Origin of the sequence: Streptomyces sp. NPDC012769, from assembly GCF_042901205.1 — a bacterium.
Lineage (GTDB): Bacteria > Actinomycetota > Actinomycetes > Streptomycetales > Streptomycetaceae > Streptomyces.
On the sequence record NZ_JBIBCP010000005.1, the window covers coordinates 678,862 to 689,838 of the forward strand.

The following is a 10,977-nucleotide window of genomic DNA, read 5'->3' on the forward strand; positions in this document are numbered from 1 at the left end:
TCCCCGGCCGGGGGGTGACCGGAACCACCCCCCGGTCCTCCGGCCCGCCCCGTACCCTGTCTGCGTGGCAGAACCAGCGGTGCGCGTCCCGGATGCGAAGGTCGCCCTGTCGACGGCCTCGGTGTATCCGGAGTCGACGGCGACGGCCTTCGAGGTCGCCGCGCGCCTCGGGTACGACGGGGTCGAGGTCATGGTGTGGACCGATCCGGTCAGCCAGGACATCGAGGCGCTGCGCCGGCTCTCGGACTACCACCAGGTGCCGATCCTGGCCGTGCACGCGCCCTGTCTGCTCATCACCCAGCGCGTGTGGTCCACCGACCCGTGGGTGAAGCTCCAGCGGGCCCAGGCGGCGGCCGAGAAGCTGGGCGCCTCGACGGTCGTCGTGCACCCGCCGTTCCGCTGGCAGCGCAGTTACGCGCGGGACTTCGTGACCGGCATCTGGCGGATGGCCGACGAGACGGACGTCCGGTTCGCCGTGGAGAACATGTACCCGTGGCGGTACAAGGACCGCGAGATGCTCGCGTACGCCCCCGAGTGGGACGTCACCAAGGACGACTACCGGCACTTCACGATCGACCTCTCGCACACCGCGACCGCCCGCACCGACACCCTCGCCATGGTCGACCGCATGGGCGGCCGCCTCGGCCACGTCCACCTCGCCGACGGCCGCGGCTCCGCCAAGGACGAGCACCTGGTGCCGGGCCGCGGCACCCAGCCGTGCGCCGAGCTCCTGGAGCACCTGGCCCGCACCGGCTACGACGGCCATGTCGTCATCGAGGTCAACACCCGCAGGGCGATGTCCTCCGCCGAACGCGAGGCCGATCTCGCCGAGGCCCTGGCCTTCACCCGGCTGCACCTGGCCGCGGCCACGACACCGACCGAGGCCCCGCGCCCGTGACCGAGCCGTCCCCCCGGCGGCGCGGCCGCCCCTCCCGTACCGCGGCGGAGGAGAGCGGCCCCGGCGCGCGCGAGCGGATCCTGGAGGCGGCGCGGGCGATGTTCGCCGAGCGCGGCTACGACAAGACCTCCGTACGCGGCATCGCGAAGGCCGCGGGCGTCGACCCGGCGCTCGTGCACCACTACTTCGGTACGAAGGACGAGGTCTTCGCGGCGGCGATCGAGGTCTCCTTCGAGCCGGCGACGGTCGTGCCGGCCATCGTGGGCGGCCCGCGCGAGGCGATCGGCGAGCGGCTGGCCCGCTTCTTCATCTCGGTGTGGGAGAACCCGGCGACCCGCGCCCCGCTGCTCGCCATCATCCGTTCCGCGCTGACCCACGAGGCGGCGGCGAAGGTGCTGCGCGGCTTCGTGCTGCGGCGGCTGCTCGAACGGATCGCCGCGGACCTCGACGTACCGGACCCGAAGTTCCGCGCGGAGCTGGCGGCCTCCCACATGATCGGGATCGCGATCCTGCGGTACGTGATCCAGGTGGAGCCGCTGGCGTCGGCGGACCCGGAGGAGATCGTGGCCCAGGTGTCCCCGACCCTCCAGCGCTATCTGACCCAGCCCTGACCTGCTCAGCCCCGGCCCCGCCGGGCGGCTGACCGCACACTGAACAACTTGTCCGTCATACGGACATCGTGTCCAGATCTTGGAGTCGAAGCGTACGCTCGACTTCAGACACATCCATCACGAGGAGCGAGCGACGATGCCCGAGCTGAGGTCCCGCACTGTCACCCACGGCCGCAACATGGCGGGCGCACGCGCCCTTATGCGCGCCTCCGGTGTACCGGGCGCCGACATCGGGCGGAAGCCGATCATCGCCGTGGCCAACTCCTTCACGGAGTTCGTGCCCGGCCACACCCACCTCCAGCCGGTCGGCCGGATCGTCTCCGAGGCCATCACGGCCGCCGGCGGCATCGCCCGCGAGTTCAACACGATCGCCGTCGACGACGGCATCGCCATGGGCCACGGCGGCATGCTCTACAGCCTGCCGTCCCGCGACCTGATCGCCGACAGCGTGGAGTACATGGTCGAGGCGCACTGCGCCGACGCCCTGATCTGCATCTCCAACTGCGACAAGATCACCCCCGGCATGCTGATGGCCGCGCTGCGCCTCAACATCCCGACGGTCTTCGTCTCCGGCGGCCCCATGGAGTCCGGCCGGGCCACCCTCGTCGACGGCACCGTCCGCACCCTCGACCTGGTCGACGCCATCTCCGAGGCCGTCAACGACAAGGTCTCCGACGAGGACATCCTCCGCATCGAGGAGAACGCCTGCCCGACCTGCGGGTCCTGTTCCGGCATGTTCACCGCCAACTCGATGAACTGCCTGACCGAGGCCATCGGCCTCTCCCTCCCCGGCAACGGCTCCGTCCTCGCCACCCACACCGCCCGCCGTGCGCTGTACGAGAACGCCGCCCGCACCGTCGTCGAGCTCACCCACCGCTACTACGACGAGGACGACGCCTCCGTCCTGCCGCGCAACATCGCCACGTACGCGGCCTTCGAGAACGCCATGGCCCTCGACATCGCCATGGGCGGCTCCACCAACACGATCCTGCACCTGCTCGCCGCCGCCCAGGAGGCCGAGCTGGACTACGGCCTGACCGACATGGACGCCGTCTCGCGCCGCGTCCCCTGCCTGGCCAAGGTCGCCCCGAACGTCGCCCCGCGCGGCACGTACTACATGGAGGACGTGCACCGGGCCGGCGGCATCCCCGCGATCCTGGGCGAGCTGTACCGCGCCGGGCTCCTCAACGAGGACGTCCACGCGGTGCACTCCCGCTCCATCAAGGAGTGGCTGGACACCTGGGACGTCCGCGGCGGCTCCGCCTCCGAGGAGGCCGTCGAGCTGTTCCACGCCGCCCCGGGCTGTGTCCGCTCCGCCGAGGCCTTCTCGCAGTCCGAGCGCTGGGACTCCCTCGACGTGGACGCGGCCGGCGGCTGCATCCGCGACGCGGCCCACGCCTACTCCAAGGACGGCGGCCTCGCCGTGCTGCGCGGCAACCTCGCGGTCGACGGCTGCGTGGTGAAGACGGCCGGCGTCGACGAGTCGATCTGGACCTTCGAGGGCCCCGCGGTCGTCTGCGAGTCGCAGGAGGAGGCCGTCGAGAAGATCCTGAACAAGCGGGTCAAGGACGGCGACGTCGTCGTCATCCGCTACGAGGGCCCCAAGGGCGGCCCCGGCATGCAGGAGATGCTCTACCCGACCTCCTTCCTCAAGGGCCGGGGCCTGGGCAAGACCTGCGCCCTGGTGACCGACGGCCGCTTCTCCGGCGGCACCTCGGGCCTGTCGATCGGTCACGCCTCCCCGGAGGCCGCCTCGGGCGGCACGATCGCCCTCGTCGAGGACGGCGACCGCATCCGTATCGACATCCCGAACCGCTCGATCGATCTCCTGGTCGACGACGCGACCCTCGCCGCCCGCCGCGAGGCCCTGAACGGCGTCTACGCCCCGAAGAACCGCGAGCGCAAGGTCTCGGCGGCGCTGCGGGCGTACGCGGCGATGGCGACGAGCGCGGACAAGGGCGCGGTGCGCGACGTGTCGAAGCTGGGCTGACGCCCCGGTAAGGACGAGCGACGGCGGTGCGGGAATCCTCCCCGCACCGCCGTCGCGCGTTCCGTCCGTTCACGGGGCGGGCGGCCGCCCCGTCACCAGCTCCCCGGATCGCGCGCGTCCACGGCGAAGACGGAGCCGTCGGGGGCGGTGCCGTAGACGCGGGGGCCGGACGTCGCCGGGGCGGGGACGGTGGTCACGAAGCCGAGGCGGCCGTCGCCGAGGCGGGGGCGGGTCTGGCCCGCGAGGACGCCGTGCGCCGTGTCGACGGCGAGGAGCCGGCCGTCGGACGCGGAGACGTACAGCCGGTCGCCTTCCCCGGGCGCGAGCGCGGAGACGTTGCGGCTGCCGGTCTCCAGGTCCCACAGGACCCGCTGCCCGGCGAGGTCGACGGCGGTCAGGTCCCCGAGTCTGCCCAGCAGGTACGCGGTCGAGCCGACCACGGTGATCGACGCGGTGTCGATGCGGTACGGGAGCGGGACGCGCCGCGTCTCCCGCCGCTCGGGGTCGTGGCGGACCAGCGCCTCGGTCTGCATGTCGCGGTAGGTGGCGGACAGGACCAGGGCGCCCTCCCGGTCGTACGCGACCGGCGCGAGGTTCCCCTTCAGACGGTGCGACCAGGCCACCTCGCCCGTGGCCGGCCGCACCGCGCTGACCACGGTGTGCTTCGCGTCGGCCGTCGGTTCGAAGACGGTGAGCAGGCCGCTCGCGGAGTCGTACGGGCCGAGCTGCGGGGCGCTGTGGCCGGGCAGGGCGTGGCGCCACACCTGCCTGCCGGTGGCGCCGTCGACGGCGCGCAGCCGGCCGGTGCCGCCGGCGAGCACGACGACGGAGCCGGCCGGCCGGTTGGTCTCGGCCGCCGCGGATCCGGTGCGCCAGCCCGGTGCGCCGGTCCCGGCCGCGTAGGTGCGCAGCTCGCCGGTGGCGGTGGTGACGGCGACGGCGGCGCCGCCGGACAGGAGCGCGGGAGCGGCGGCGCCGCTCGTCCCGGCGGCCGGCCGGGCCCAGACGACCCGGCCCGTCGTGGCGTCGAGCCGGCTGACGACGGCGCCGGGGCCCGAGCAGTAGAGCGCGCCCCCGGCGAGCGTGCAGGCCGGCGCCGTGGGATCGCCGCCGCCCTCGCCACGGCCCTTGCCGAGGGTGGTCCGCCAGCCGGGGAAGGAGGTGGCCGCCTCCGCCGGGCGCGTCGGAGCGGCCGGCCGCTGTCCGCCCTGCGCCGCGAGGACGGCGACGGTGCCCCCCGCTGCGAGGGCGAGCAGCACGCCCAGGGTGACGGGCAGCCGCAGCCGCCGGCGCTTGCGGGGCGGCGGCACCGCCCGTACCGGAGTGTCGGCGTCCCACGCGCCGGACGGGGATGCGGAGGCGGCGGGACCGGGGGCGGCCGGCAGGGGGCCGGGGGACCGCCGCTGAGCGGGTATGAACGCCGCCGCCTCGTACGAGGGCGGCAGCAGCGCCGCCATGATCTCGGCGGGCGTCGGCCGCTCGGCCGGTTCCTTCGCGAGGCAACGGGCCACCAGGGGCGCCAGCTCGTCCGGGACGCCCGTCAGATCCGGCTCGTCGTGCACGACCTGGTACGCCACGATGTACGGGCTGTCGGAGTCGAAGGGCCCGTGCCCGGTCGCCGCGTGCACGAGGACCGAGCCCAGCGCGAAGACGTCGGCGGAGGGACCGACCTCCCTCGGCCGCTGGAACTGCTCGGGCGCCATGAACGGCGGCGAGCCGATCAGCTTCCCCGTCTCGGTGTGCAGGTCGCTGTCGACGGGCCGGGAGATCCCGAAGTCGATCACCTTGGGGCCGGAATCGGTCAGCAGGACGTTGCTCGGCTTGAGGTCCCGGTGGACCACGCCCGCCCGGTGGATGTCCCGCAGCGCCTCCGCGAGCCCCGCCGTCAGCCGGCGCAGCTCCGCGGGGGACAGCGGACCGCTCCGCTTCACCTGGTCGGCGAGAGTCGGCCCGGGGACATAGAGGGTCGCCATCCAGGGGCGTACGGCGTCGGGGTCGGCGTCCACGACGGGCGCGGTGAACGCGCCGCTGACCCGCCGGGCCGCGGCCACCTCCTGGCGGAAGCGGGCCCTGAACTCCGGGTCCTCCGCGTACTGCGCGTGCACCACCTTGACCGCGAGCCGGAGCCCCGAGGCGGAGGTGGCGAGGTGGACGACGCCCATGCCGCCGGCGCCGAGGCAGGCCTGGAGCCGGTATTCGCCCGCGTAGTCGGGCCCTTCCGCTTCCCGGTCCGCGCCGGTACTGCGCAACGGCGGCATCGCCAACCCCCGTGTGGTTCCCCGTCGAGTCCGCGCGCGTGCGCGACGCACGGAGCCTAGTCGATGGTGCGGCCGATGTCGGTGGGGCTTGCTAGCCTGCGCGTCGCGGAGAGTGAATTTCACCGGAGCGCTTCCGAGACAGCGCTTTCACGCCAGACGGGGGAGTGGCCATGAGCGTGGAGAACGCCGAGAACGTGGAGAACGCGGAGAGCACCCAGACCGCCGACAGCGCCGAGATGGCGACCATGGCAGCGGAGGTGACCGCCTATCCGATCGCGCCGGGCTACCGGGTGCACGTCCGCTCGGGGCCGGGCACCAAGTACCCGATCGTGCGGACCCTGACCCTGGGCGCCTGGGTGCAGATCTACTGCCAGACGCCCGGCGAATGGATCTCCGGCCCGTACGGCACCACGAACATCTGGGACAACATCAGCCCGGGTCAGTTCGTCTCCGACGCGTATGTGAAGACCGGCACCGACGGCTATGTGGCCCGCCGCTGCGGCTGACGGCGGTCTTCGCCCCACCCGGGGATAATCGATCCCGTGAGCGACGACAAGCAGAGCAGGACCGGCACTCCGGCAGGGCCCCAGCCCGAGGAGCTCCGCTTCTTCGGGACGACCTGGGTGGACCACGGCGGCCACTACGGGCTGCGCCGGGTCGGCGTGGCCGCCGGCTCGCTCGCCGCCGCCGTCGCGGGCGCCCTGGTGCTGCGCTTCGCGTTCCAGGGCCTGGAGATCGCGGCGGTCGGCGGCTTCGTCAACACGCTCGTGGTGGTGATGTTCGCGGTCTGCAGCGCGATCGCCTTCCGCAAGACGTGGGAGGGCTTCGGCCGCCGCCCCGCCGACCCGGCCCGCGAGGACGCCCTGCGCAGCCTGAAGGCCATCGGCTTCATCGGCTCGCTCCTCGCCTACTTCGTCCGCTCCTTCGTCGAGGCCCCGGGCGAGAAGCTGCGGCGCGCCGAGTACGAAGAGGCCGTCACCCGCCACGAGAAGCGCCGGTCGACCCGTACGGGCAATCCCTCCGGCCGCAAGAAGCCGAAGCGCTAGCCCCCACCTGAGATCTCCCGAGGACCCCGGACATCGTCCGGGGTCCTTGACGTTGCGGCACCCCCAGGCCCACTATTCATCACATGATGAATAAAAGCGATGGGGTCGCCCCCACCGCCGAGGCCACCCCCGCGATCCTCGCGTCCGGCCTCAGCGTCGTCCGCGGCGACCGCCCCGTCCTCCGCGACCTCGACTTCACCGTCCCCCGCGGCCGCATCACCGGCCTCCTCGGCCCCTCCGGCTGCGGCAAGTCCACCCTCATGCGCGCCGTCGTCGGCACCCAGGCCAAGGTCACCGGCACCCTCGACGTCCTCGGCCACCCCGCCGGAGCCCCCGCCCTGCGCTCCCGCATCGGCTACGTCACCCAGGCCCCGTCCGTCTACGACGACCTCACCGTCCGCCAGAACCTCGACTACTTCGCCGCCGTCCTCCTCCCCGGCCGAGGCCACCGCGCCGACCGCCGCGCCGCCGTCGACCGGGCCATCGCGGACGTCGACCTCACCACCCACGCCGACGCCCTCGCCGGACGGCTCTCCGGCGGCCAGCGCAGCCGCGTCTCGCTCGCCGTCGCCCTCCTCGGCGCCCCCGAGCTCCTCGTCCTCGACGAACCGACCGTCGGCCTCGACCCGGTGCTCCGCCGCGACCTGTGGAACCTCTTCCACCGCATCGCCGCCGACCGCGGCACCACACTCCTCGTCTCCTCCCACGTCATGGACGAGGCGGAGCGCTGCCACCGGCTGCTCCTGCTCCGCGAGGGCGAACTCCTCGCCGAGGACACCCCCGAAGCACTGCGCCGCCGCAACGACACCCCCACGGTCGAGGAGGCCTTCCTCCACCTCGTCGACGCCGCCGCGGCCCGCGCCGCCGCCCGGCACCCCGCCCGGATGGAAGAGGAGCCCCGCCCGTGAACAGCGCCCGCACCCTCGCCACCGCCGCCCGCGTCCTGCGCCAGCTCCGTCATGACCCGCGGTCGATCGCCCTGATGCTGCTCGTGCCGTGCCTGATGCTGGTCCTGCTGCGCTACGTCTTCGACGGAAGCCCACGGACCTTCGACGGCATCGGCGCCTCGCTGCTCGGCATCTTCCCGCTCATCACCATGTTCCTGGTGACCTCCATCGCCACCCTGCGCGAACGCACCTCCGGCACCCTCGAACGCCTCCTCGCCATGCCCCTCGGCAAAGCCGACCTGATCGCCGGCTACGCCCTGGCCTTCGGTCTGCTCGCGGTCGTCCAGTCCGCCCTCGCCACCGGCCTCGCGCTGTGGCTCCTCGGCCTCGACGTCACCGGCTCCCCCTGGCTGCTGCTCCTCGTCGCCCTGCTCGACGCCCTGCTCGGCACCGCACTCGGCCTGTTCGTCTCGGCCTTCGCCGCCTCCGAGTTCCAGGCCGTCCAGTTCATGCCGGCCGTGATCTTCCCCCAGCTGCTCCTGTGCGGCCTGTTCACCCCGCGCGACCGCATGGCCCCCGCCCTCGAAACGATCTCCGACGTCCTGCCCATGTCCTACGCCGTCGACGGCATGAACCAGGTCCTGCGCCACACCGACATCACCGCCGACTTCGTCCGCGACGCCCTCGTCGTCGCCGGCTGCGCGGTCCTCGTCCTCGCCCTCGGCGCCGCCACCCTCCGCCGTCGCACCGCATGACCGCCCCTCGGACACCGGGCGCACGGGGAGGGCCCCCGGTGCGAGGATGTCCCTGCACGTGGAGCCCCTTCCGGCGAGGTGAACAGACCCATGACCCAGACCGTCGCAGTCCTCGGTACCGGCAAGATCGGTGAAGCGCTCCTCAGCGGCATGATCCGCGCCGGCTGGCGCCCGGCCAACCTCCTCGTCACCGCCCGCCGCACCGAGCGCGCCGAGGAACTCCACGCCCGTTACGGAGTCGAGGCCGTCAGCAACGCCGACGCCGCCAAGCGAGCCGACACCCTCATCCTCGCCGTGAAGCCCCAGGACATGGGCCGCCTCCTCGACGAACTCGCTCCGCACGTCGCCGTCGACCGCCTGGTCATCAGCGCCGCCGCCGGCATCCCCACCGCCTTCATCGAGGAACGCCTCACCACCGGCACCCCCGTCGTCCGGGTCATGCCCAACACCCCCGTGCTCGTCGACGAGGGCATGTCCGTGATCTCCGCCGGCAGCCACGCCACCCACGAGCACCTCGTCCACACCGAAGAGATCTTCGGCGGCGTCGGCAAGACCCTGCGCGTCCCCGAGTCCCAGCAGGACGCCGCCACCGCACTCTCCGGCTCCGGCCCGGCCTACTTCTACTACCTCGTCGAGGCCATGACCGACGCCGGCATCCTCCTCGGCCTGCCCCGCGCCCAGGCCCACGACCTGATCGTCCAGGCCGCCATCGGCGCCGCCGTCATGCTCCGCGACAGCGGCGAGCACCCGGTCAAGCTCCGCGAGGCCGTCACCAGCCCCGCCGGCACCACCATCTCCGCCATCCGCGAGCTCGAGAACCACGGCGTACGAGCCGCCCTCATCGCCGCCCTCGAAGCCGCCCGCGACCGCAGCCGCGAACTCGCCTCCGGCAACGGCTGACCGGCAAAGGCCGAGCGCCACGGCCGAGCGCCACGGCCGAGCGCCACGGCCGAGCGCGGCCGCGCGTCCACCGCGAGGCATCCCGTCACACGGCCGGCAACAGCCCGATCGCCCGATAGGCCCGGTCCACCAGCGGCCGCGCCATCCCGCGCGCCCGCTCGGCACCCTCCCGCAGCACCTTGTCCACCTCCCCCGGGTTCGCCGCGAGAACGGCATGCCGCTCCCGCACCGGACGCAGCAGCTCGATCACCGCCTCCGCGGTGTCCTTCTTCAGCGATCCGTACGACTCGTATACACCGGCCAGCTCGATCGGGTTCCCACCCGCCGCCGCCGCCAGCAGATCCAGCAGGTTCGCGACCCCCGGAGCGGCCTCCCGGTCGTGGACGACCTCCCGTCCGCTGTCCGTCACGGCCCGCATGATCTTCCGCCGCACGGTGTCGGCGTCATCGAGCAGATAGACGATCCCGGCCCCGTCCTCGTGCGACTTCCCCATCTTCGACGTGGGGTCCTGCAGATCCATGACCCGCGCCGCCACCGCCGGACTCGTCGCCTTCGGCACGGTGAACACGTGCCCGTACCGATGGTTGAACCGCACGGCGAGATCCCGCGCCAGCTCCACGTGCTGCGTCTGGTCCTCACCCACCGGCACCTCGTCGGTCCCGTACGCGAGGATGTCCGCCGCCATCAGCGCCGGGTACGTCAGCAGCGACAGCCGTACGCTCTGCCCGGACTCACGCGCCCGGACGCTCTTCTCCTTGTACTGGATCATCCGGCGCATCTCGCCGTCCGTGGCGACGCACTCCATCAGATACGAGAGCCGCGCGTGCTCGTCCACATGACTCTGCACGAACACCGTGCACCGCTCCGGATCGAGCCCCGCCGCCAGCAGCAGCGTCGCCGCCTGCCGGCTCAGCCGCCTGACCCGCGCCGGATCGTGCTCCACGGTCAGCGCGTGCAGGTCCACGACGCTGAACAACGCGTCCGCCCGGTGCTGGTCCACCTCGACCCACCGCCGCACGGCCCCGAGGTAGTTGCCCAGCGTCAGATGCCCGGTCGGCTTGACCCCACTGAAGATCCGCTTCATCGCGTTCGTTCTCCCTACTCTCCTGGCTGTCTCTGTACGAGCGCCGCCGACCCGTCGGCCGGACTCCCGGAGGGGGATACGCGAACGGCCGCCGAAGCGGCGGCCGTCGTCTGCACGCGTGCGTACGGGCCGCCGTCAGGCGGCCCACCACTGGGTGGTGTGCGCATGCGTAGTCATACCCGGAGGGTACGCCCCAGGCCCGGGGTTGACACGGGATTATCGGAACCGTAGTGTTCTCCGGGTTGTCCGACGTGAGCACCGACTCCGGTCGGCCCCGGACAGCCATTCCGCAAGAACCACAACGCCTGACGGTGTCGATTCGTCGTGCCGTCTTGTCTTTCCGTGCGTTTTTGCGAAATGAGGAATCCACGTTCGAAGGTTTGGACGGGAGCCCCCGATTAGCGTCGGGGGCGGGGAATCCGCTAAAGTCTCACTCGTCGGAACGGCCCAACGGCCGCGAAGACAACTCCCGCTGACTGGGAATCAGGCCCGAAAGGATCTGATAGAGTCGGAACCGCCGGAAGGGCCCGGAGCGAAAGCGAAAGGGA

At 72.6% G+C, this 10,977-nt stretch carries 10 protein-coding genes; 8 read left to right on the forward strand and 2 right to left on the reverse strand.

Features of this window, described 5'->3' with window-relative positions:
• The first annotated feature begins 64 nt into the window (after nucleotides 1–64).
• From ACFY7C_RS28385 to ilvD, 3 genes are all read left to right on the forward strand, one after another.
• On the forward strand, nucleotides 65–898 hold the full coding sequence (locus ACFY7C_RS28385; protein WP_389655614.1) for a sugar phosphate isomerase/epimerase family protein: 834 nt from the start codon (nucleotides 65–67) through the stop codon (nucleotides 896–898).
• Nucleotides 895–1,509, forward strand: coding sequence for a TetR family transcriptional regulator (locus ACFY7C_RS28390; protein WP_389655616.1), 615 nt, complete (start codon nucleotides 895–897; stop codon nucleotides 1,507–1,509). Before ACFY7C_RS28385 ends, ACFY7C_RS28390 begins: the two co-directional genes overlap by 4 nt.
• Nucleotides 1,510–1,645: 136 nt before the next feature.
• On the forward strand, nucleotides 1,646–3,499 hold the full coding sequence (gene ilvD, locus ACFY7C_RS28395) for a dihydroxy-acid dehydratase (RefSeq protein ID WP_389655618.1): 1,854 nt from the start codon (nucleotides 1,646–1,648) through the stop codon (nucleotides 3,497–3,499).
• A gap of 92 nt (nucleotides 3,500–3,591) precedes the next feature.
• Here the strand turns inward: ilvD and ACFY7C_RS28400 are convergent, their stop codons facing one another.
• A complete protein-coding gene (locus ACFY7C_RS28400) occupies nucleotides 3,592–5,757 on the reverse strand; it encodes a protein kinase (protein WP_389655620.1) in 2,166 nt (721 codons plus the stop codon).
• 170 nt (nucleotides 5,758–5,927) lie between these two features.
• On the opposite strand from ACFY7C_RS28400, the gene ACFY7C_RS28405 reads away from it, so the two are divergent.
• From ACFY7C_RS28405 to proC, 5 genes are all read left to right on the forward strand, one after another.
• Nucleotides 5,928–6,263 carry an SH3 domain-containing protein gene (locus tag ACFY7C_RS28405; protein WP_389655622.1) on the forward strand — a complete coding sequence of 112 codons (336 nt, stop codon included), beginning with the start codon at nucleotides 5,928–5,930 and terminating at the stop codon, nucleotides 6,261–6,263.
• A gap of 36 nt (nucleotides 6,264–6,299) precedes the next feature.
• Entirely contained in the window at nucleotides 6,300–6,803 is a 504-nt protein-coding gene (locus ACFY7C_RS28410) for a hypothetical protein (protein ID WP_389655624.1), read from the forward strand.
• Between the two features lie 83 nt (nucleotides 6,804–6,886).
• Nucleotides 6,887–7,711, forward strand: coding sequence for an ABC transporter ATP-binding protein (locus tag ACFY7C_RS28415; RefSeq protein WP_389655626.1), 825 nt, complete (start codon nucleotides 6,887–6,889; stop codon nucleotides 7,709–7,711).
• Nucleotides 7,708–8,445, forward strand: coding sequence for an ABC transporter permease (locus ACFY7C_RS28420; protein WP_389655628.1), 738 nt, complete (start codon nucleotides 7,708–7,710; stop codon nucleotides 8,443–8,445). The genes ACFY7C_RS28415 and ACFY7C_RS28420 overlap by 4 nt, the downstream gene beginning before the upstream one ends.
• Before the next feature lie 90 nt (nucleotides 8,446–8,535).
• Nucleotides 8,536–9,345, forward strand: a complete 810-nt coding sequence (gene proC / locus ACFY7C_RS28425) for a pyrroline-5-carboxylate reductase (protein WP_389655630.1) — start codon at nucleotides 8,536–8,538, stop codon at nucleotides 9,343–9,345.
• Between the two features lie 85 nt (nucleotides 9,346–9,430).
• On the opposite strand, the gene trpS is transcribed toward proC, so the two are convergent.
• Nucleotides 9,431–10,429, reverse strand: coding sequence for a tryptophan--tRNA ligase (trpS, locus tag ACFY7C_RS28430; protein ID WP_389655632.1), 999 nt, complete (start codon nucleotides 10,427–10,429; stop codon nucleotides 9,431–9,433).
• Between the last annotated feature and the right edge of the window lie 548 nt (nucleotides 10,430–10,977).

Coding starts and splice junctions, on each gene's coding strand:
- ilvD (WP_389655618.1), top strand. CDS start 1,646: ATGCCCGAGCTGAGGTCCCGCACTGTCACCCACGGCCGCAACATGGCG.
- ACFY7C_RS28400 (WP_389655620.1), bottom strand. CDS start 5,757: ATGCCGCCGTTGCGCAGTACCGGCGCGGACCGGGAAGCGGAAGGGCCC.
- ACFY7C_RS28405 (WP_389655622.1), top strand. CDS start 5,928: ATGAGCGTGGAGAACGCCGAGAACGTGGAGAACGCGGAGAGCACCCAG.
- ACFY7C_RS28415 (WP_389655626.1), top strand. CDS start 6,887: ATGATGAATAAAAGCGATGGGGTCGCCCCCACCGCCGAGGCCACCCCC.
- proC (WP_389655630.1), top strand. CDS start 8,536: ATGACCCAGACCGTCGCAGTCCTCGGTACCGGCAAGATCGGTGAAGCG.
- trpS (WP_389655632.1), bottom strand. CDS start 10,429: ATGAAGCGGATCTTCAGTGGGGTCAAGCCGACCGGGCATCTGACGCTG.